16 protein-coding genes and 1 riboswitch are annotated in these 21,892 nt (G+C 69.2%); of the genes, 8 read left to right on the forward strand and 8 right to left on the reverse strand.

What is annotated here, in order from left to right; translation table 11 throughout:
* Positions 1 to 255: 255 nt before the first annotated feature.
* The 4 genes from AC5Y5V_RS02600 to AC5Y5V_RS02615 all read right to left on the reverse strand — a co-directional run bounded on the left by AC5Y5V_RS02600 (position 256) and on the right by AC5Y5V_RS02615 (position 8,154).
* Entirely contained in the window at positions 256 to 5,100 is a 4,845-nt protein-coding gene (locus AC5Y5V_RS02600; RefSeq protein ID WP_499931017.1) for an HAD-IC family P-type ATPase, read from the reverse strand.
* A gap of 135 nt (positions 5,101 to 5,235) precedes the next feature.
* Positions 5,236 to 5,841: a hypothetical protein gene (locus AC5Y5V_RS02605; RefSeq protein ID WP_499931018.1), complete on the reverse strand. Its 606-nt coding sequence runs from the start codon at positions 5,839 to 5,841 to the stop codon at positions 5,236 to 5,238.
* Positions 5,842 to 5,854: 13 nt separating this feature from the next.
* On the reverse strand, positions 5,855 to 7,540 hold the full coding sequence (locus AC5Y5V_RS02610; protein ID WP_499931019.1) for a PPE domain-containing protein: 1,686 nt from the start codon (positions 7,538 to 7,540) through the stop codon (positions 5,855 to 5,857).
* A 60-nt stretch (positions 7,541 to 7,600) separates the two neighbouring features.
* Positions 7,601 to 7,780, reverse strand: a riboswitch (cobalamin riboswitch).
* Positions 7,781 to 7,929: 149 nt separating this feature from the next.
* Positions 7,930 to 8,154, reverse strand: a complete 225-nt coding sequence (locus tag AC5Y5V_RS02615) for a hypothetical protein (RefSeq protein ID WP_499931020.1) — start codon at positions 8,152 to 8,154, stop codon at positions 7,930 to 7,932.
* Between the two features lie 63 nt (positions 8,155 to 8,217).
* Here AC5Y5V_RS02615 and AC5Y5V_RS02620 point away from each other — a divergent pair, with 63 nt between their 5' ends.
* Positions 8,218 to 9,081 (forward strand): rhomboid family intramembrane serine protease, encoded by an 864-nt coding sequence (locus AC5Y5V_RS02620; RefSeq protein WP_499931021.1) that lies wholly within the window; start codon positions 8,218 to 8,220, stop codon positions 9,079 to 9,081.
* 8 nt (positions 9,082 to 9,089) lie between these two features.
* Positions 9,090 to 9,554 (forward strand): SRPBCC family protein, encoded by a 465-nt coding sequence (locus tag AC5Y5V_RS02625; protein ID WP_499931022.1) that lies wholly within the window; start codon positions 9,090 to 9,092, stop codon positions 9,552 to 9,554.
* On the opposite strand, the gene AC5Y5V_RS02630 is transcribed toward AC5Y5V_RS02625, so the two are convergent.
* From AC5Y5V_RS02630 to AC5Y5V_RS02645, 4 genes are read right to left on the reverse strand one after another with little or no spacing between them, the layout of a single operon-like run.
* Positions 9,555 to 10,328: an SDR family NAD(P)-dependent oxidoreductase gene (locus AC5Y5V_RS02630; protein WP_499931023.1), complete on the reverse strand. Its 774-nt coding sequence runs from the start codon at positions 10,326 to 10,328 to the stop codon at positions 9,555 to 9,557.
* 1 nt (position 10,329) lies between these two features.
* Positions 10,330 to 11,922: an AMP-binding protein gene (locus tag AC5Y5V_RS02635; protein WP_499931024.1), complete on the reverse strand. Its 1,593-nt coding sequence runs from the start codon at positions 11,920 to 11,922 to the stop codon at positions 10,330 to 10,332.
* A gap of 1 nt (position 11,923) precedes the next feature.
* Positions 11,924 to 12,667, reverse strand: a complete 744-nt coding sequence (locus tag AC5Y5V_RS02640; RefSeq protein WP_499931025.1) for a GntR family transcriptional regulator — start codon at positions 12,665 to 12,667, stop codon at positions 11,924 to 11,926.
* A 13-nt stretch (positions 12,668 to 12,680) separates the two neighbouring features.
* Positions 12,681 to 14,285, reverse strand: a complete 1,605-nt coding sequence (locus AC5Y5V_RS02645) for an SMP-30/gluconolactonase/LRE family protein (protein ID WP_499931026.1) — start codon at positions 14,283 to 14,285, stop codon at positions 12,681 to 12,683.
* A gap of 142 nt (positions 14,286 to 14,427) precedes the next feature.
* Between AC5Y5V_RS02645 and AC5Y5V_RS02650 the strand changes: the two genes are divergently transcribed.
* The 6 genes from AC5Y5V_RS02650 to AC5Y5V_RS02675 are packed head-to-tail and all read left to right on the forward strand — an operon-like array spanning position 14,428 to position 21,801.
* Complete coding sequence (locus tag AC5Y5V_RS02650) at positions 14,428 to 15,282, forward strand: SDR family NAD(P)-dependent oxidoreductase (protein ID WP_499931027.1); 855 nt, start codon at positions 14,428 to 14,430, stop codon at positions 15,280 to 15,282.
* Between the two features lie 2 nt (positions 15,283 to 15,284).
* Positions 15,285 to 16,673: an aromatic ring-hydroxylating oxygenase subunit alpha gene (locus AC5Y5V_RS02655; RefSeq protein ID WP_499931028.1), complete on the forward strand. Its 1,389-nt coding sequence runs from the start codon at positions 15,285 to 15,287 to the stop codon at positions 16,671 to 16,673.
* Positions 16,670 to 17,857: an LLM class flavin-dependent oxidoreductase gene (locus AC5Y5V_RS02660; RefSeq protein ID WP_499931029.1), complete on the forward strand. Its 1,188-nt coding sequence runs from the start codon at positions 16,670 to 16,672 to the stop codon at positions 17,855 to 17,857. The genes AC5Y5V_RS02655 and AC5Y5V_RS02660 overlap by 4 nt, the downstream gene beginning before the upstream one ends.
* Positions 17,854 to 19,719, forward strand: coding sequence for a flavin-containing monooxygenase (locus AC5Y5V_RS02665; protein ID WP_499931030.1), 1,866 nt, complete (start codon positions 17,854 to 17,856; stop codon positions 19,717 to 19,719). The genes AC5Y5V_RS02660 and AC5Y5V_RS02665 overlap by 4 nt, the downstream gene beginning before the upstream one ends.
* Positions 19,719 to 20,633, forward strand: a complete 915-nt coding sequence (locus tag AC5Y5V_RS02670; RefSeq protein WP_499931031.1) for an SDR family NAD(P)-dependent oxidoreductase — start codon at positions 19,719 to 19,721, stop codon at positions 20,631 to 20,633. The genes AC5Y5V_RS02665 and AC5Y5V_RS02670 overlap by 1 nt, the downstream gene beginning before the upstream one ends.
* Positions 20,626 to 21,801 carry a CaiB/BaiF CoA transferase family protein gene (locus AC5Y5V_RS02675; protein WP_499931032.1) on the forward strand — a complete coding sequence of 392 codons (1,176 nt, stop codon included), beginning with the start codon at positions 20,626 to 20,628 and terminating at the stop codon, positions 21,799 to 21,801. Before AC5Y5V_RS02670 ends, AC5Y5V_RS02675 begins: the two co-directional genes overlap by 8 nt.
* The last annotated feature ends 91 nt before the right edge of the window (positions 21,802 to 21,892 follow it).

The raw sequence follows: 21,892 nt of genomic DNA on the forward strand, positions 1-21,892 counted from the left end.
GGTTTAAACATCGAGTTGTCGGAAGCCGTCGTCGGCTTTGTTTCCGGCAGAAAACAATTCGATTGAATGGCCGTGATAGTTGCTATTAATTACATGCATGTAATTAGTGCTGGTTGTCCACTGGGGCCGGGTCATTGTCGCGGGCTCCTGCGCGGCGGGCGGGCCCTGCTGCGTTGAGTCTGCGCTGAGCGTGCCGGCTACTCGGACTCCTGCGCGGTAGGCGCAGAGTCATCGAGGAGGGCCGCAGCCCAAAGTTCACTTCTTCGGATCGGGTACCAGGGAGCCGACGGTCTTGTTCAACCATTTCGGCGCCAGCACCGAGACGGCGGTGGCCCCGCCGGTGGCACCCAGCACACCCGTCCAAGCGACGGGACCCAGCGGTGTGCACCCGAAGAAGTTGCTCAGCACCGGCGTCTGGATGATGCCGATCAGCACGCCGGCGCTGCCCAGGGCCGTGGCCACGACCAACGGGCTGTGCCGCCGGGTCAGCAGCGTCTGAGCCAGCTGGGTGGTCACCACCGCCGTCAATCCCATTGTCGCCGTGCGGCGTTCAGTTCCCGGCGTCCAGCGTCCGATGGCCCAGGCGGCCGTCGCGCCCGCCGCGGTGACGACGCCGCGGTTGACGATCTGGCGCATCAGCGGCGCATCGAGTGACGGCGTCGGGGACATCAGCACCGCGCGCTGGTAGGCGCGGCGGGCCGCCTCGTGGTCCTCGTCGGAGGAGAAGTCGGCCTCGTCGGGCTCTTCGAATTGTGAGGTCACCGCGACGGCGAGGGCCGGGAACATGTCGGTGAGCAGGTTCACCAGCAGCAGCTGACGGGTGCCCACCGGCGCCCGCCCGGAGCCCAGCGCCGTCCCGATGATGGTGAACAGCACCTCGCCGACGTTGCCGCCGACCAGGATCGTCACCGCGTCCCGCACGCCCGCCCACATGGTGCGGCCCTCGACCAGCGCGTCGAGCAGCACACCGAGGTCTTCGTCGGTCAGCACGATGTCGGCGGCCCCGCGCGCGGCCGAGGAACCGCGACCGCTGACCCCGATGCCCACGTCGGCCATCCGGATGGCGGCGGCGTCGTTGGCGCCGTCGCCGACCATCGCGGTCACTCGCCCGCGGCGCTGCAGCGCCGCCACGATCTGCACCTTCTGTTCGGGGCTCACCCGGGCGAAGACCTGCACGTCGGCGACCAGCTTCGCACGTCCGTCGTCGTCCAGTCCGACGAGTTCGGCGCCGGTCACCACCCGGGCATCCTCCGGCAGTCCCAGCTGCCGCGCGATGGCGCGCGCCGTGACCGGGTGGTCGCCGGTGATCAGCACGACGTTGCGCCGGGCGTCCACCAGCGCCTCGATCAGCGGACGCGACGACGGCCGTGCGGTGTCCGCGAGCCCGACGTAGCCGATCAGCTCCAATCCGTGCGCCGCCTCGTCGACGGCGTCGGCGTCGGTGTCGTCGTCGTCCTCGGTGTCGTGAATCCACGGGCGCTGCGCCACCGCAAGCACCCGCAGGCCCTGCTCGGCGAGGCTGTGCACCACCGATTCGGCGTGCGCAAGTTCGGCGTCGGACTCGGCTTCGTCGAACCGGCAGCGCGGCAGAACGACCTCGGGAGCGCCCTTGAGCATCAGCATCGGCGTACCGGGGTCGCTGCTCATCGTTCCGATCGACGCGGCGAAGCCACGACTCGACTCGAAGGGCACCTCCGCAAGCACGGTCCAGCCCGACGCGGCCTGCCCGTTGAGCGAGCTCGCCGCGGTGAGGATCGCCTCGTCGGTGGCGTGCGCGTGGCCCTGTCCGTCGTGCGGCTGGGTGGATGCCCACGCGGCCTTGCGCAGCACCGTCGCGGATTGCGGATCGCTGGCAAACGGTGCATACGGGCCCTCGGCCTTGCCCTTTGCGGGCACGGCGCACACCACGCGCAACCGGTTCTCGGTCAGCGTGCCGGTCTTGTCGAAGCAGACGGTGTCGACGCGGCCCAGCGCCTCGATGGTGCGCGGCGCGCGGACCAGCGCGCCCTGTGCCGTGAGCCGCTGCGCGGCCGCGAGCTGAGACAGCGTGGCCACCAACGGCAGGCCCTCGGGCACGGCGGCCACCGCGATCGCGACACCGTCGGCCACGGCCTGCCGCAGCGGGGCGCGACGCAGCAGCGCCAGCCCCGTCACCGCGGCCCCACCGGCCAGGGTCAGCGGCAGCACCTTGCTGGTGAGCTCGCGCAGCCGGGCCTGCACGCCGGCCGACGTTTCGACGTCGGCGACCGCGGAGATGGCGCGTTGGGCGGCGGTGCCGACGCCGGTGGCGACGACGATCGCGCGGGCGCGCCCCGCGACGATCGTGCTGCCCTCGAACAGCATGCTGGCCCGGTCGGCGTCGTTGACCGCGACGGCATCCACCTGCTTGTCCACCGGCAGCGACTCGCCGGTGAGCAGGGACTCGTCGACCTCAAGGTCCTCGGCCACCAGCAGGCGGCAGTCGGCGGGGACCACCTCCGGTGCCGCCAGGTCGATGACGTCGCCGACCCGCAGCGACTTCGCGGAAACCGTCGCGGTGCGGGTGGTGTGCTGGGCGGCCTCCAGCCGACGACGCGTGGTCGCCACGGCCGGGACGACGACACGGCGCACCAGCTGGTCTTGTTCGGCGAACAGTTCGGCGGCCGCAGCCTCGGCCCGCAACCGTTGCACCCCACCGGTTATCGCGTTGACCGTCATGACGCCGGCCACCAGCAGCGCGTCGACGTTGCTGCCCACGATCGCCGACGCCGCCGCACCTACCGCCAGGATCGGGGTCAGCGGATCGGCGAGCTCATGCCGGGTGGCGATCGCCAGCCGGCCCAGGGCCTGCAGCGGGCCGCGCAGCGGCGCGGCCACCGGCTCGTAGGACAGGTCGTCCAGAATGCGCCGCCAGGCCGGTGTTCCGGCCTCGACGGCCAGCGGCCTGGCGCCGCCGGCCAGCCGTGAGTAGACGATCTCGGGGTCCAGCGCGTGCCAGGCGGTCAGCGGCTGCGGCGTGGGATCGGCCAGCCGCAGCACCTTGCTGGCCGACCACGTCCCCGACACCAAAGCCGTTGCGGCGGCGGCGTTCACGGGGTTGAGCCAGCGTCGGAAGCCGACGTTGGATCGGCCTTCGGTGCCGGTGACCAACAGCAGGCCGGCCAGCGTGGTGCCGCCCTGGGCGAGGTGCACCGCGGATTCGCTGGCCGAGCGGGCGACCGGAATCGCCGACAGGATCCGGACCGCCGCCGCCAGATCGGTGCCGGTGATGATGTCGGCGGTCCAGGGTGTGGCGGCACGCGGATCGTCAAGTGCCACACCGACGTCGGCGATGGCCAGCGCGGCCAGCGTGTCGGTCGATGCGAAGTCGCGGTGCAGCGCGGTGATCAGCAGCACCGGCCCGCGGTCGGTCCGCAGGTCGCGCACCAGCTTCAGCAGCGGCGTGCCCGGGGGGTGCGACGCGCCGACACTGGCGTTCAGGTCCTCGGTGCCCGCGACGTGCCGCAGCACCACCCGGGCCCCGGTGCGGTGCGCGGTCTGGAACAGCGGGATTGCGTACGGGTCGACCTCCCACCCGACGGCGACGCTGCCGACCCGCTGGCCGTCGACCACCAAATCGGCACGTTCGAGGCCCTGCGCGGGTGCGGCCGAAGGCCCTTGCGGCCGAATCCATCTCAGCCGCGCGCCAGTCGCCGGCAGCTCGTCGGGGTCCGGCTCGGGCGCCTCCTCGCCGTGCAGCAGCGCGTCGGCGACCTCGTAGACCCGGTCGTCGTCCCAGCCGGGTTCGTCCCCTTCCGCATGCAGGACGGCGCGGTGATCGCCGCGCAGCGCGGCGCCGTCGATGACGACCACTTGCACGCGGTCCAGGCGGCGCAGCGCACCCGGGTCGAGCACCAGTTGACCCGCGTTGGCCAGGCCGCGGCCCAGCACCGCCGCGAACGACTGACGGCCCATGTGCGCCGCCCTGGGGACCCCGGCCAGGATCGCGCCGGCCGCGTCTTCGGTGCCGCCGCCGGCCAGCAGCGCGCTGGCCGCCGCGATCAGCGACCCGTTCGCCGCCGAATCGGCGTAGCTCTCCACCGGCCCCTTCATCGAGCCCTTGGCGGTGTCGATCGCGGCGTCGATGGCCCCGCCGACGACGACGTGGGCTTCGTCACCCGCCGCCGCCGCGGCCCAGTTGTGCCGGGGCGCCTGCGTTTTGGCGCCCGCCGACGAAATGATCGGCACCACCGGCGCCTGCGGCCGCGCGGGCGACGCCAACTGCGGTTCGCGGTCGCGCCAGACGCGCCGGTGCGCCGCGGCCTCGGAGAGCTGCAGGGTTCGTTGCGCCAGATCCAGCATCGGGGTGCCGAACGCCTGGGTCAGCCCGTTCGACGCCGCCGTCGCGGCGCTGAGCGCGATGTCGGTGCCCACCCGGCCCAGTCGCGATTCCACCAGCGAGACCATGCGGGGTTGGTGATTGATCAGGGCGACGATGGCCCGGGTGGTCCGGGGTGCCGCGGGCAGTTGGGCGACCGACCCGGTGATGGCGGCGGTCATCGCGACCAGATCCATCGCGGCGGCCGTCAGCGGCACCAGAATCGCCAAGGGGTTGCCCGGATCGGCGAACGCCGCGGCCGGTGCCGGCGAACCCGACCCCACGAACGTCAGATCGGCTGCGACGTCGCCCACCACGTCACGCACCTCGTCGAGGACGGCGTCGGCGTCGGCACCAGTGCGGTCCTCGTCGATCTCGACGACCAGCCGGCCCAGCGCGGCCTCGACGTGCGCCTTGGCCACACCCGGGATCCGGCGCACGGGCTCCTCCACCACCGCCGCATGCTCGTCCCACCGCGGGAACGGCAGCAGCGGGTCGAGGTCCAGGTGCACGCGGTTGCCGCTCTGCCAGCGCACCGGCGGGTTGGGGTGGGCTTTCGCGCGGTCCGAGCCGTTGGTGGCCCCGAGCGCACGACCGGTCGATTGCGCCGCCGACTGCACCACCGGGACGACGAGCTCCACGACCGGGCTGGCCAGCATCTGCAGCGTGTCCGCGGCCCCCGACGCGGCGCGCACTAGCTGTGTTGCCCCACCGGTTACGCCGTCGGCCAAACTCCCCACCAGGCCGATACCCGGAATCTTCACTCAGTCACCCTTCAACTGGACCCGCGCTCAATACTTCCGGTGTCTTTCCACGCTGTCCACATCGGAGGCGCATGTGAACACGAGCGTAGGCGCAGCGCGGCGCGGCGGCTCGATGGCAAGACTGCTAGGCGACTTCTAGGCGACGTAATCGCTGCCGTCCCAGTGCAGCACCTTGCTCGTCACCGTCCCTCCGGCGCAGCTCGGCACGCAGTCGTTGCGAGACTGCAGAATCGTGTACCGGCCGTCGGGGCCGGGACCCTGCAGCTTGGCGTCGTAATAGGCGCGCTTGCCCTGGTAGTGGATGTCCGGCTTAGACCATCCTGGGTCCTGGAAGCCGGTAGGCGTCGGCACCAGGACGAGCACCCCGTTGTACCGGCCCGGGTTGTAGGTGACGAAGGAGTTCCCCGTGGCGTCGGTCACCGGGCTGGCGAACGCGAGCGAATTGCCCGAGACATCAAGCGGAATGGCGGTGATCGCCTTGCCGGTGCCCGCGACCGCGACGACACACCCACGGGAGTCCACCTGGTTCGACGGGTTGAGCAGCAGGAACAGCCGGACCGTGCCCAGCTTCGGATGGGTGATGTCCTGGTGGGCGGTGACATCGCCCTGACAGCCGGCATCCGGCGGCGGGGCGTCGGGGAGCGCGGCGGGCCTCGGCGTCGCCGATGAGCCGTGGCCGCCGCCGCAGCCCGTCAGGACCACGGCGAATACGGTGAAGGCCAGCCAGATCCGGTGCCTCATCGCCGTCCCTTCGTCAGCCGTCGTCGTCCGCCTCAGCCGAGTCTGCACCCCAGGTGCCCGGCATCATCGGCATCCGGGGACCGCCGCCCAGCGTGTCGTCGGCCAGGGTGATCAGCCCGGCCGCCTGACCGCCGCCCTTGGCGGCGGTTCCGGTGAAGCCCTGGGTCCCGGCGCCGGCGACCGAGGCCGCCCAGCTGCCGTCGTCCTCCAGATCCATGTACTCGTAGCCGCGCCCGAGCATCTGCGCCTTCGCCCGACGCCGCCGCTGCCTTGGCTCCTGCTCCTTGGGCGCCGCGGCGACGGCCGGAACCTCGGCCTCGTCGGGTTCCGGCGCCTTCTTGCGCGCGGCGGCGGCCGCGGCCCGCCGAGCCGCCGCGCCCACGTCGCCGACCAGGTAGCCGAAGTTCTCCATGCCGGCGCCCAGGGTCGCATTGACGCCGGAACCGCTGAACGTCGGCGGAGCGGCGGTCGGCGGCGGTGCCGGCGCCGACGGCGTGGCCTGCGCGAGCGCCTCCGCCGGAACGGGCGCCGGGGACGAGGACGTCGGGATGTTCGGGGCGAGCGCCGCCAGCGGCGGCATGCCGGGCGGCGGGATGGGCGGCGTCGCCGGCACGGCGGCCAGCGCGGCCAGCCCGGTCAGCCCGACGGGGGCCAGCGCGGCACCGGTGGCCAGCGTCACCAACGGGGCCGTGATCAGCGGCACGAAGACGAAGAGCAGCACGGCGGTCTGCTCCAGCAGGGTCTTCAGCAGCGCGATCGTGTCCGTGATCACCGTGCCGATCACCTCGACGGAGGCGAAGATGATGGTCAAACCGATGGTCGCCGGATTGCCCGACGCGAACGCCGCGGTGAGGTCCGCCGCGACGAACGCGAACATCTGCGACAGATAGGCGACATACGAGCCGATGTCCATCGGGTAGCCGAGGGCGAACGCGATGTTGTACGGGCTGAGGTAGATCAGGGGATTGCCGAGGATGGGCAGGTACGGATCGAACCCGGAGAACAGCGACGAGATGAAGGGGTTGTTGTACAGCGCGTTGGCCAGCGGGTCGAGGACGTCGTTGTAGAACTTGGTGAAGCCGATCTGTTCCAACCACTGACTCCACGTGGTCTGCTGGTCGTCCGGCAGCGGGAACAGCTGGTAGAAGAGGTCTTCCAACGAGGTGACGATCGGCGGGGCCGCGGCGCTCTGCGGTGCGGCGGCCACCGCGGCCGTCGAGACCCCCTGATACGTGGTCATCACCGTGGCGGCCTGGATCCACATCCGCACATAGTCGGCTTCGTTGAGCGCGATCGGGATGGTGTTGATGCCGAAGAAGTTGGTCGCCAGCAGCACCGCGTGGGTGGCGTGGTTGGCGGCCAGTTCGGCCAGGGTCGGCATCGCGGCCAGGGCGGTGGTGTAGGCGGTGGCCGCGGATTCCTGACGCGCGGCGGTCGCCGCGCTGTCGACGGCGGCCTGCGTCAGCCACGCCAGGTACGGGACATGGGCGGCCGCGTAGGCCGCCGCGGTCGGCCCTTCCCACGCGCCGGCCTGTGCCGCCGCCACCAGCGCGGCCAGCTCCTGGGCCGTCTCGGCGTACACCGTGCTCAGCGACGTCCACGATTCGGCCGAGGCCAGCAACGGGCCCGGTCCCGGCCCCGAACTCAGCAAAGTCGAATGCACCTCTGGCGGTGCCGCCATCCAGATGGGGGCGGTCATTGCCGCTCACTCAGGAGAGTCATGAGGGGGTCAGCTCTCTCCGGGGTGCTCCGCCCCGGGTTAGCAGGACGCAATGACGCGAGTCTCCTGGCTCTCGGATCGCCGCTCGCCTCGCCTTCCAGCCGAAGATGGCCGTGGCATGTGAGGTTCGCTCCCCGATTACAGTGGCGGGACCGCGCCGGTTTCGCACCGGCTTCCTACGTCGTCATTGCCTTACGGGCGACATTGTCTCATCCCGGCCGCGGCGCGGCGGTGCGGTTGCCCGAATCTGGAAACGGAATTCGGCGGGAGTTGCCATCCCGGCGGTGCCCACCGGACCGTCGGCCGACATCACGACGCGGTAGCCGTCGAACGGCTACGTGTCGCGATATTCAGCCGAGAAATTGCGCCTAAAGGTACCGGTGGTGTGCCCGTCCAACGTGGTACCCGGTGGGAAAGGACTTCTCGATGACCTGCAGATGGTGGTCCACCCTGGACTCGAGTTCGAGGACTACGCAGCTGTCGCCGACGCACTTCGATTCGAGAACTATGTAGCGTTGCCCACCATCTGTGATCGGGTCACCTGAGTGCAATTTTTCGACTGCCACCAACTCCGGTGTTCCGTCTACCTCCACCCAAGACACAGTAGGTCAACACGCCGGACGAGGGAATAGACCGGCACACGCCAGAATGGTGCGATGAGCTTCCCCGACGTCCCGCAATCGCCCGCCGCGGCGCCGACGTGTTATCGACACCCCGGCCGAGCGACGTACGTGAGCTGCACCCGCTGCGAGCGGCCGATCTGCTCGGACTGCATGCGCAGCGCCGCCGTCGGGCACCAGTGTGTGGACTGCGTCCAGGAGGGCGCCCGGACCGTTCGCCAGCCGCGGACGCGGTTCGGTGGCCGCGAACGATCGGGCGCCCCGGTGGTCACGTATGCGTTGATCGCGGTCAACGTTGCGGTCTTCGTCCTGCAGATCTCGGTGGGGGATCTGGAGCGCAAACTGGCCCTGTGGCCGCCGGCGGTCGCCGTGTACGGGCAGTTCTATCGCCTGGTGACCTCGGCGTTCCTGCACTACGGCGCGGCACACCTGCTGTTCAACATGTGGGCGCTGTACGTGGTGGGCGCGCCGCTGGAGCAGTGGCTGGGCCGGCTGCGTTACGGCGCGCTGTACGGGTTGAGCGCGCTGGGCGGCGCGGTGCTGGTCTACCTGCTCGCACCGCTCAACTCGGCGACCGCGGGTGCTTCCGGCGCGGTGTACGGCCTGTTCGGCGCGATCTTCGTGGTGGCGCGACGACTGGACCTCGACATCCGCGGGATCGTCGCAGTCATCCTCATCAACTTGGCTTTCACCTTCGTCGCGCCGCTGATGGGTTCTCAACAGATCAGCTGGCAGGGGCACGTCGGCGGGCTGATCACCGGCGCCCTGGTGGCCGCGGCCTACGTTTATGCGCCCCGGGCCAGCCGCAACGCGGTCCAGATCGGCGTGACGGTCGTCCTGTTGGCCGTGTTCGCCGGGCTCATCTGGTGGCGCACCGGCGTGCTGCTGGCCCACGTCTAGGTGCCGGCATGAGCTGGTGGATCGCCGAGGCGGAGCGGACGTTGTCGGAACTGGTGCCCGCGCCGCCGGAGTTGGTGCGCGACTTTTACGTCGACCTCGACAACATCAAGATCGTGCACCCGCTCATCGTGTCGGTGGAGGTGCTGTCCCGCACCGACCTTCCGGACGGCGGCTACGCCCAGGCCTATCGGGTGGTGGATCGGATTCCGTTGGGGCCGTTGACCATCAAGACCGCCTACCGGGCGCGGCTGCGAGTGCCGTCGGTAGGCGACGTGCTGACCGAGGCCGACCAGTCGCCCGGCGTCCGGCTGCGCGGCACGGTGAGTTTCGACCCGGTTGACGGCGGCACCCGCGTCACCGAGCGCATTCACTTCGCCGCACCGCGGCCGTTGGCGCGTTTCACCGTCCGCGAGGGCGTCAAAGCCCACATCGCAATGCTGGCCGGCATCCGAAGCCACTTCGAAGCATCGTGACTAGGCCTCGCTGGGTCGCCACTCCGACGTCAGGGCGAAGTCGGACAAGTACTTCGTGGAGCTCCAGCCGCCGTCGACGACGATCGTCTGCCCGTTGATGAAGGCCCCGCCCGCGGAGCAGAGGAACGCCACCGTGCTCGCGACGTCGTCGACGGTGCCCAGCCGCTGATGCGGCGTCATCTCGGTGTTGATCCGCCGAAACCGCGGGTCGGCCAACCGGTGTTCGGTCATCGGTGTCTGGATGACGCCGGGAGCCACAGCGTTGCAACGGATTCCCTGTGCGCCGTACTGACAGGCGATGTGCGTGGTCAGCGCGGTCAACCCGCCCTTGGCCGCGGAGTAGGCGCCGCCGCGCAGCCCGCCGACCACGGCGAAGGTCGAGGTGACGTTGATGATCGCCGAGCCGGGGCGCAGGTGCGGCAGCACTTCGCGAATCAGGCGGAACGGCGCGCGCAGCATCAAACCGAGGAAGTGGTCCAGGGATTCGTCGTCGGTCTCGTGAACGGGCTTGGGGCTGCCCACCCCGGCGGCGTTGACCAGAAAGTCGATGCGCCCCCACCTCTGCACGACGTGTCGTGTGATCCGCGCGGGCGCGTCGTCGTCGGTGAGGTCGACGGCGAGCGTCACCACTCGGTCGCCGAGACCCCGCGTCAGCTCCGCGAGCGCGTCCTCATTGCGGCCCGTCGCCAGCACCGCCATGCCCATTTCGGCGAGCTTTGTCGCGCAACCGGATCCGATCCCGCCGCTAGCCCCGGTCACTATCGCTACCTGCATCTCACTCCGCCTCCATGAGGGCCGCCTTGATCCGGTGCTTGAGGATCTTGCCCGCATCGTTCTTCGGCAGCACGTCCCAGATGACCACCTGCTCGGGCACTTTGAACAGCGCCACTCCCGCGTCTTCGAGGAAGGCGCGCAGGCTCGCCACGTCGGGCGCCGGAGCGGACGCCGGGACGACGACGGCGCAGGCGCGTTCGCCGGTGCGCGCGTCGGGCACGCCGACGACGGCGATCTCGGCGATGCCGGGGTGCCCGGCCAGGATGTCCTCGACCTCCTTGGGCGAGATGTTCTCTCCGTTGCGGATGATGATGTCCTTGGCGCGTCCGGTGACGACGAGGTACTCGCCGTCGACCCAGCGCGCGAGGTCGCCGGTGCGGAAGTAGCCGTCGGCATCGAATGATTCGGCGTCGTCCTCGGGATGCTGATACCCGGCCAGCATCTGCGGGCCCCGCGCGCGGAGCTCGCCGTCGACCAGCTTGACGTCGGCGAACCCGACGCGGCCGTCGGTGTCAGCGGCGCGCTCGCGGTGCCTCGGCGCCCCGATGGTGGTGACCGGAACCTCCGTCGAGCCGTAGACGCGGGTGACGAGCGCCGAATCGAAATACGCTGCCGCTCTGCGTATCAGCGACGGCGATACGGAGGCGCCGCCGCAGATGAACACCTTCAGGTCCGGCAGCCGGGTGCCGGCGCGCTGCGCGGCGGCCAGCAGCTGTTCCAGGAACGGCGTCGCGCCGGCCATGTGGGTGCATCGTTGCGCCGTCATCAGGCGCACCGCCTCGTCGGCGTCCCAGCGCTCCATCACCACCGCCGTCGTGCCCAGCAGTAGCGGGCACTCGAACGCGTAGATGGAACCGCCGATGTGCGCGATCGGAGACGCCACCAGGAACGTGTCACCCGGTTCGATCAGCCAGTGCTCACGCAGCTGGCAGATCAGCGCGTGGATCGAGTTGTGCGTGTGCAATACACCTTTCGGCCGGCCGGTCGTCCCGGAGGTGTAGAGCACCATACGGACGGCGTCGGGGTTCAGCGTGGGCAGGCCCCGGGTCACGGGCCGGGGCGCCAGCAGGGACTCAAACCCCCCGGGGCTAAGAGGGTCCCCGCGCACTGCGACGACGTCGGGCGCCGACTCGATCTGCGCGCACACCCGGGAAAGCATCGCGGGATAGTCATGGCGGCCGAAACGCGCTGGGATGAAGACCATCCGGCTGTCGGCGTCTTCGAGGATGAAGCGCAGCTCCCGGTCGCGCATGGACGGCAGGATCGGGTTGGCGATCATGCCGGCCAGCGTCGCGGCGAGGTAGATGACCGCGGCCTCATGCCAGTTGGGCAGCACGAACGACACCACGCTGCCCGGGGGGATGCGCGCATGCAGCGCATGCGCCAGCGTCGTCGCCTGCCGATACAGCTCCGCGCAGTCCAGCCGCCGGTCGCCGTCGACCAGCGCGACCCGCCGCGGGGTGTCGCGCGCGGCCCCGCCCAGCGCGTCCGCCAGCGTCCCACGTACCCACCACCCGCGCGCGTAGGCGTCGGCGGCGCGTTCCTCGTCGAAGCGAATCCACCTGCCTTCGACCAGTTTTCGCGGTGACGACATGTCAGGCCTTGATCCGGCGCATCGTCATCGAGTGCCGGAAGCGGGACGCGGGATGGGTGTTGATGGTGACCTGGGCGACCTGCCCGTCCGACGTCGTATAGGTGCGGCGCACGTGCAGCGCCGGCGTCCCGGCCTCGACGTCGAGGCCCTCGGCCAGCGCCGCCGAGATGAGCACCGCGGCGATTTCCTGATGGACCTCGACGATACTCAGGCCGTAGAGGTCCTCGATCAGCGGGAAGACCGCGCCCTCATGCTTGTGCAGTAACCGGCCGACCGCGGCGAACGCGCGGTTGATGAAGTACTCGGTGCGGCACAGCGCCGGTCCGGCGGACTCGTCGGCCCGACGGAAGCCGCGCACGGTCAGCCACTGCTCGCCGCTGGTGAGGCCGGTGCGGTCCGCCGCCTCGTCGTCGATGGTCACCATCGCGATCGATTCGATCGCGAACCGTGCACCCGTCGCGAACGCCACCAGGTCGTTGATCGACATGACGTGCTGCGCATAGGAATCCGACGACGGCCGGGGAACGACGAGGGTGCCCGTGCGCGGCCGCGACGACACCAGGTTGTCCTCCCGCAACCGGCGCAGCGCCTCCCGAACGGTGTAGCGGCTCACCGCAAACCGCTCACACAGCTCGTGTTCGGTCGGCAATTGGGATCCCACCGGATAGACGCCGTCGACTATCTCCTTACGCAGCGTGCGCGCCACCTGCAGGTAGCGGTGATCAGAGACTTTGGGTTCCGGCATCGCCTGTGGCCGTTCAGGGTTGCCGGCGCAGGGCCAGCACGCTGCCGTCGGCGTCCGCGGAGACGTATAGCGTGCCGTCCGATCCGGCCGCGATGCCGGCGAACGGCCCCTGCGGGCCGGAGAACGGCGGCATGCCGAGCAGCGGCTTGGGGACCACGCCGGGAGGTGCGCCGACCGGCAGGCCCGACGCGATGGTGCGCCGGGCACCGGTGTCCGGGTCGAACGCGACGAGTTCCTTGGCGCCGGCGTCGACGACGTACACCTGGCCGCCGTGCACCAGGATGCCCTGTGGCCGTTGCAAACCGTCCAGCACCGGGCCCGTCCCGTCGAGCTTCACCACGCGGCCGGCGCCCGATTCGCAGACCAGGCAGGCCCCGTCGGGGGCCACCGCCACGCCGACGGGCTCGTTCAGTCCCGATGCCAGCACTTCGACCCCACCAGCGCGAACGGACAGCACCCGCCCCGCGCCGAGTTCGGCCACCACGATCGTTTCGCCGGAGCCGGCCCCCGAAACTGCGATGCCGTACAACTGATCGAAACCCTCCGCCAGCACCTCGCTTTCGTTGCGGTCCGGCCAGTAGCGCGCCACCTGCCCGTTGGACGTGGTCACGACGAACTCTCCGGCCGTGGTCGGCGCGATCCCCCGCAGAAACCCCGGATAGCCCGGACTGAACAGCATTCCGGCGGTCCGTCGACGGCCGTCGTGCCCCAGCGCGTAAAGGTACGTGCCGTCGGCGATGTAGAGCTCGCCGTCGCCGCCGACGGCGAGGTCAAGCGGCCAGTTCAACCCGCCGGGCAGCACGGTGCGGGTATCGCCGCCGCCGAGGATCTCGGTGATCTCGCCGGTGAAATTCGAGACGAACAGCCGATCCCCCACGAAGGCCAGGTTGTCCAGGCCGGGATTGAGGCTGGCCAGCACGGTCCGCTCGCCGCTGCGCGGATCGATGCGCAGCACCTGCCCGCTGTGCACCTGGGTGGAGACGATGCGGCCGGCGGAATCGAACTTCACCGCGTCGGGAACACCGAGATCGCCGGCAACGAGCTGCGGCTCACCGCCTTCGGGGTCGATGCGCCAGATCTCGTTGGCCCCCATGACCGGGAAGTACAACAAGCCGTCCGGCCCGACCTCCATCGCGTTGGGCGACGGCACGTTCTCCAGCAGCACCCGCGGCGGCCCGCCGGCCAGGTCGAACTCGAGCAGGCGGCCGCCTTCGCGGCATTCGCCGATGAACAGCCGGCCCTGGTGGAAGGTGATGCCGTTGGCGGACGGTACGTCGTCGCGAAGCACCCGGGTGCGCCCGGCGGTGTCGCGCACGCTGACCCGCCCGTCCATGACCTCGGTCGCGTACAGGTTCCCGCGCGGGTCGAACGCGACGTCGTCGGGCGCGGTGATGTCGCCGCCCTTGGCGCTGATGGTGTCGAGCGAGCCGGTCGCCACGTCGAGCGCGCTGATCTGGCTGCCGGTGACCTGCGCGATGTACACGCGGCCGTCCGGGCCCGTGCGCAGGCCGTTGGCGCCGAAGAGTCGGCTGGGTGGCGTGAGGCGCTGCAGCGTCCAGCCCTCGGCGACGCTGGGTTCCTGCGGGGCCAGATAGCGGCCCGACAATCTGGCTGTCACCGCTCGCACGTTAGCAACCGACCAATAGTCCAGACAATAGCCCGGTCCGCGTTTCGCAAAGGCCCTTGACGTGCTGGCTATGCTCAGAGAATCATGCTCTCTAATGGATGCACGTCATTATCTTGTCCGGACAATTAGCTGAATGGGCGCTGATCTGCTGCGCCTCGACGGGCGCATTGTCCTAGTGGCGGGTGCCGCGGGCGGCGGCATCGGGACCACCGTCACGCGCGCGGTGGCCGAGGCCGGGGCGACCGTGGTCGCGGTCAGCCGTAGCCGGGAAAACCTGGATCAGCATGTCGGTCCACTGGTGGACGAGGGCCTGCCGGTGGTGCCGGTGGCGGCCGACGTTTCCACCGACGACGGGGTGGGCGCCGCGCTGGCGGCCGCGCTGGGCGCCGACGGCGACCTGTACGGGTTGGTCAACGTCGCCGGCGGTGCGGACCCGTCGACGTGGATGCCGTCCACACGGGTGACGCGCGGCGATTGGCGCGAGCTGTTCACCCGGAACCTGGAGACGATGTTCTTCATGAGCCAGGCCGTGGCGGCGGAGCTGAAAAGGCGCGGCCGTCGCGGCTCGATCGTGTCGATCTCGTCGATCAGCGGGATGAACACCGCCCCGTTCCACATCGCTTACGGCACGGCCAAAGCCGCGATCGCGGCGGTGACCCGTACCATGGCGGCCGAACTGGCCCCGTCCGAGATCCGCGTCAACGCGGTGGCACCCGGGGTCACCGAGACACCGGCGTCGCGCATGTACGTCGACGAGGACACCGAGCGGGACCGCCGTGCCATCGCCATGGGACGACGCGGCCGTCCCGACGAAATCGCCGGCGCGATCCTGTTTTTGCTGTCCGACCTGGCGAGCTACATCACCGGGCAGACCCTGCTGGTGGACGGCGGCGTGAACCTGCGCTGGACGCACCTGGGCGGGGACAACACCTCGCTGTTCCTCAAGGACGAGACTTTCCGGGCAGCGATAAAGCGTTGGGAGGCATAAGCGTGACGGAGACAGACACCACTGAAGAAGACGCACTGACGACACCCGTGACGATCGGCGTCGACGCCTACGTCTCCGTGGAATACCTGCGCGCCGAGCGGGACAAGTTGTGGCGCAAGGTGTGGCAGCAGGTCGGGCGCGTCGAAGACCTGGCCAAGGTGGGCAGCTTCCTCACCTATGACATCCTCGACGACTCCATCGTGGTGGTGCGTACCGGTCCGGACACGCTCAAGGCGCACCACAATGTCTGCATGCACCGCGGCCGCCGGCTGATCGACGTGCCGGCCGGTGCGAAAAGCGCTTGTGGGCATAGGAAGTCGTTCGTGTGCGGGTTTCACGGCTGGACCTACGACCAGGACGGCAACTGCATCCACATCCCCGAGCAGGCGGACTGGCAGGGCGCGCTGACCCCGGAGAACACGCACCTGTCGACGGTCAACGTCGATACCTGGGGCGGCTGGATCTGGATCAACATGGACCCCGCCGCGCAGCCGCTGCGCGAGTACCTCGAGCCGGCCGCCACCATGCTCGACCCGTTCAATTTGCAAGACATGCGCTGCAAATGGCGCAAATGGCTGAATTTCGACTGCAACTGGAAGGTCGCGATGGAGGCCTTCAACGAGACCTACCACGTCGCCACCACCCATCCGCAGTTCAACAAGTTCGGCAACTTCCGTGGCTGGGCGATGGCGCAGGGCAGGCACAGCAACATCGGCTACGACGCGCCCAAGGACCTGGAAGAAACCAAGTCGAAGATCCGGCTCGGCACCGGCGCGGACCCCCGCGTCTCGACGGCCGAGATGCAGCTCTACACGTTGGAGGAGACCAACGCCACCACCACCAGGACGCTGGTGGACGCCGCGCTGCGGCTCGTGGAGGAACTGCCGGAGGACGCGCCCGCCGACCGGGTGCTCAGCCACTGGCTGACCTCGGCGCGTGCGGACGACGCGGCGCGGGGCGTGATCTGGCCGACCATCGATCCGCAGCACCTGGCCGAGAGCGGCACCGCGTGGCAGATCTTCCCGAACTTCCAGATCGGCCAGGGACTGACCACCGCCCTGTGCTACAGCGCCCGGCCGTACGGCTACGACCCGGACAAATGCATCTTCGAAGCGTCCTGCTATGAGCTGTATCCGAAAGGCGAAGAGCCGCAGACCGAATGGGTATACGCGCCGCCGGATGACCCCAATTGGCGCAGCGTGCTGCCGCAGGACTTCTCGAACATGGCCGCCGTCCAGCAGGGCATGAAATCGCTGGGCTTCCGCGGCCCCAAGCCCAACCCCTACATGGAACGGGCAACCGCAAATCTGCACCGCAACCTCGCCGAATACATGGGCACCGGCGCCCCGCAGGAACTCGCTATGGAACTAGGAAGAGAGCCGAAACGATGAAAGTCAATCTTGGGTTCGGAGCACACAACTCGCACGACTGGGACCGGGTGTTGGCCCAGGACTTCAGCCAACCGCCCGCGACCGCCGACTGGGAGTGCGTGCAGGCCACGCTCGCGATTGCCGATCTGGCCGAGCCCCTCGGGTTCGACGGCATCTGGATGCCCGAGCACTGCGGCACACCGTACGGCATGACGCCCAACCCGATTCAGGCGCTGAGCTATTTCGCCGGGCGCACCGAGCGGGTGGGCCTGGGCACCTTCGTCGTCGTCGCCCCCTGGTGGCATCCGGTACGGTTGGCGCACCAGATCGCCTACCTCGACATCCTCTCCAACGGCCGATACACGACGATCGGAATCGGCCGCGGCGTCTCGAAGGGGGAGTTCGACGCCGTCGGCGTGCCCCGCGAGGAAAGCCGGCAGCGGTTCAACGAGACCCTCGACATCCTGCAGTTGGCGCTCTCGGGCAAACGGTTCTCCTACGAGGGCGAGATCTTCACCGTGCCGGAGATGTCGCTGCGCCCCGAACCGCAGACCCCCGACCTTTTTTCGCGAATCTACAGCTCATCCTCGACGGCCGAGTCCCTCGAGATCCTGGCGCGCCGCGGGATGGTCCCCCTGTTCGTCGGGAACAAGCCGATCGAGGACGCCGGGCGGGAAGTGCAGAAGGTCAACACGTTCCGCAAGGAAGAGGGCCTGCCGCCCTGTCAGCCCAAGAACGTCATGTTCATGTACTGCACCCCCAACGCGGAGGACGCCGCCAAGTCCGAGGAATGGATCTGGACCGCCAACCGGGACGTCACCGTGCATTACGGCTTCGCCGACGCCTCGAATTTCAAAGGCGTCAAGGGATATGAGGCCTATGCCGCCAGGGAAGCCACCGCCACCGCGGTGCTGGCCTCGTCGGTGACCGGGGACCAGGGCGCCCCCAAGGGCCCACCCAAGACGCCCGGCTACCACGCGTCCAACCTGCTGATCGGAACGCCGGAGGAGATCGTCAAGCGGATCGCCGCCGCCCAGGAGGCGTGCTCGTTCTGCGAGCTGACCATCGTCCCGCAGTTCGGCACCATGCCGTACCAGGAGGCCATGGCCTCTACGCAGCTGTTCGCCAAGGAGGTGCTGCCCGCGGTGCATCAGATGGCCGCGCCACTGCACCCCGCGGCGCTGCCGGAGAACGCCCTGGCATGACTGGGACTTCCGGACCGGCGCCCTGCCCCCCGACCGACACCCCCGACGACATCGATATCGATGCGTTGCGCGAAAAGTACCGTCAAGAGCGCGAAAAGCGGCTGCGGCCGGAGGGGTCCAAGCAGTACATCGAGCTGGTCGATGACTTCGCGGGCTACTACGAAACCGACCCGCATTCGCCGCCGCTGGTCCGCGACCCGATCTCGGCGGACATCGACGTGGCGGTGCTCGGCGGCGGATTCGGTGGCCTGTTGTGCGGCGCGTACCTGAAGAAGGCCGGCGTGCAGGACGTCCGCATCATCGAGCTGGGTGGCGACTTCGGTGGCGTCTGGTACTGGAACCGGTACCCGGGCCTACAGTGCGACAACGAATCCTACTGCTACATACCGCTGCTCGAAGAGCTGAACTTCATCCCGAGCAAGAAATTCGCCGACGGCAGCGAAATCTACGAGCATTGCCGGCGCATCGGAAAGCATTTCGGGCTTTACGATTCTGCGATTTTCTCCACCCAGGTGCGGGCACTGCGCTGGGACGACGAGATCAGCCGCTGGCGCGTGCGCACCGACCGCGACGACGACATCCGGGCGCGTTTCGTGGTGATGGCCTCCGGCCCGTTCCACCGCCCCAAGCTGCCCGGCATCCCCGGCATCAAGGACTTCAAGGGCCACAGCTTCCACTCGTCGCGGTGGGACTACGCCTACACCGGCGGCGACAGCAACGGCGGGCTGACCGGGCTGGCCGACAAGCGCGTCGCCGTGGTGGGCACCGGCGCGACCGCCGTCCAGATCGTGCCCTTTCTGGGCCGGGATGCCAAGCATCTCTATGTCTTTCAGCGCACGCCGTCGTCGGTGGGGCCGCGAAACAACACCCCGACCGATCCCGAATGGGTGAAGTCGCTGAAGCCGGGCTGGCAGAAGGAGCGGCAGCGCAATTTCCATGCCTGGACGTTCGAGGGCATGGCGCCGGGCCAACCCGACTACGTCTGCGACTTCTGGACGGAGTTGGGCCGCAACACCGCCGCGCGGGTGCTCGCGCTGCCGGACCCCGCCGCGATGACGCCGGAGCAGTTCATGGACATCCGCGAGGAGGAAGATTACAAGGTCATGGAGCGGCTGCGGCGACGCGTCGAGGCGATCGTCGAGGACCCCGATACCGCCGAGGCGCTCAAGCCCTACTACCGCTTCCTATGCAAGCGGCCGTGCACCAATGACGACTACCTGCAGACGTTCAACCGCCCGAACGTGACGCTGGTCGACGTGTCGTCGTCGAAAGGCGTTGAGCGGGCCACCGAGAAGGGCTTGGTCGCGGACGGGGTCGAGTACGAGGTCGACTGCATCATCTATGCCAGCGGATTCGAGATCACGACGGAAATCAGCCGCCGCTACTCCATCGACGCGATCGAGGGCCGCGATGGGTTGTCGCTGTATGACCACTGGCGCAACGGATACAAGACCCTGCACGGGTTCACCAGCCGCGGCTTCCCCAATCAGTTCTTCACCGGCTTCACGCAGGTGGGCATCTCGGCGAACATCGCGGCCAACTACGAACTGCAGGGCGAACACATCGCCTACATCATCGCCGAGGCCTTGGCGCGTGGCGCGCAGACGGTCGAGCCCAGCCAGGAAGCGCAGGACGAGTGGTGTAAGACGGTGCGGGAGACGGCGATCGACAACTCCGCGTTCGACCTGGAATGCACGCCGGGCTATTACAACAACGAGGGCGGCGGCACCGGCGCGGCCGACGGGGAGGGTATCCGCTCGCACCTCGGCGAACCCTATGCTCCCGGTTTCTATGTCTTCGGCGACCTGCTCGCGGCGTGGCGCGACAAGGGCGACCTGGACGGCCTCGTGTTGGGATCGTGATGGCAGAGCTGCGATTCGACGATCGCGTCGCCGTGGTGACCGGCGGCGGCCGGGGGCTGGGCCGCGCCTACGCGCTGCTGCTGGCGTCCCGGGGAGCCAGGGTCGTGGTCAACGACACCGGCGGCACCCTGACCGGTGACGGCGCCGACGCCGGTCCGGCGCACGAGGTGGTCGCCGAAATCACCGCTGCGGGTGGTCAAGCGGTGGCATCGGTCGACTCGGTGGCCACGGCCGCCGGCGGGCAGGCGATCGTCCGGGCGGCGCTGGACCGATTCGGCCGCGTCGACATCCTGATCCACAATGCCGGCACCGTGCGCCGGGGGTCGTTGAAAGAGTTGAGTTACGAGGACTTCGACGCCGTCATCGACGTGCATCTGCGCGGCGCGTTCCACGTGGTGCGGCCCGCGTTTCCCGTCATGTGTGACGCCGGATATGGCCGGATTGTGCTGACCTCGTCGATCGGCGGCCTCTACGGCAACCACGGCGTCGCGAACTACGCGGCGGCCAAGGCGGGACTGGTGGGGCTGGCCAACGTCGCCGCGCTCGAAGGCGCGTCCGACAACGTGCTCTGCAACGTCATCGTTCCCTCGGCGGTGACGAGAATGGCCGACGGGCTGGACATTTCGGCGTACCCGCCGATGGGACCCGAGCTGGTCGCGCCGGTGGTGGGTCTGCTGGCGCACGAATCCTGTCCCGTCAACGGCGAGATGCTGGTGGCCATCGCCGGCCGGGTGGCCAGGGCGGTCGTCGCCGAAACACCCGGTGTGCATCGCGATTCGTGGTCGATCGAGGACGTGGCGGCGGAGATCGACGCGATCCGCCGGTTCGACGCGCCGCTGGTTTTTCCGGTGGTGCCCGAGGGCCACGCCGACCACATCCGGTACAGCTTCGAAAGGGCTACCCAGAATGCCTAGCTCGGGTCCGCTGTCGGGTGTGCGCGTCGTCGACCTGACGGCGATGGTGATGGGCCCCTACTGCACGCAGATCATGGCCGACATGGGCGCCGACGTCGTCAAAGTTGAACCGCCACAAGGCGATGACACCCGCTACGTCTCGGTCGGGCCCGCGCGCGGCATGAGCGGCGTGTTCGTCAATGTCAATCGCGGAAAGCGGGCGATCACGCTCGACCTGCGTTCCGACTTCGGCAAGGCCGCCATCCGGGCGCTGATAGAGCAGGCCGATATCTTCATCCACTCGATGCGTGCCAAGGCGATCGCGCGGCTCGGGCTCGGCTACGAGGACGTCGCCGCCATCAATCCGGCGATCGTCTACACCAACTGCTACGGCTACAGCCGCCGCGGACCCAACGCCGACCTGCCCGCGTACGACGACACGATCCAGGCGGCGTGCGGGCTGCCGGCCGTGCAGGAGCAGCTGACCGGCGAGGCCAACTACGTCGGCACCATCCTGGCCGACAAGGTCGCCGGCCTGACCGCGCTCTACGCGACGACGATGGCGTTGTTCCACCGCGAGCGCACCGGCGAGGGCCAGGAGGTGGAGATCGGCATGTTCGAGACGATGGCGTCGTTCATGCTGGTCGAGCACGCTAACGGCGCCGTCTTCGATCCGCCGCTCAGCCCCGCGGTCTACCCGCGCGCGGTGGCACCGAACCGACGGCCCTACCGGACCAGCGACGGCTACATCTCTGCGCTGATCTACAACGACAAGCATTGGGCCGCTTTCGTCGACGCGGTCCGCCCGCCCTGGGCCAGCGAGCTGTACGCCACCCTCGAGCGGCGGGCCCGCCAGATCGACACCGTCTACGCGCTGCTGGCCGAAACGCTGGCTCAGCGAACCACGCAGGAATGGCTCGACCTGTTCCGTGCGCTGCAGATCCCCGCTGCGCCGTTGTCAAGTCCCGCAACGTTGTTCGACGACGAGCACCTCAACGCCGTCGGTTTCTTCGAGACGGTGGACACACCGCACGGCCCGGTGCGCTTTCCGGGTGTGCCGACCTGGTTTTCGCGCACCCCGGGGCGGGTCGCCGGTCCCGCGCCGGAGCTGGGCGCCGACACCGCCGACGTGCTCGACGAACTCGGTCTCGGCGCAGGTGATATGACGGTCGCGGTCGAGCCGCACTGATCCACCTCTCACCCTCTCCGCCTTCCTGCCGCCGAGAGTGAAACGACCGCGACTTCGAGGCCACCTTTTCGCAGCCATTTCACGTTCGGCG

It is taken from the genome of Mycobacterium sp. NGS68 (genome assembly GCF_059812195.1).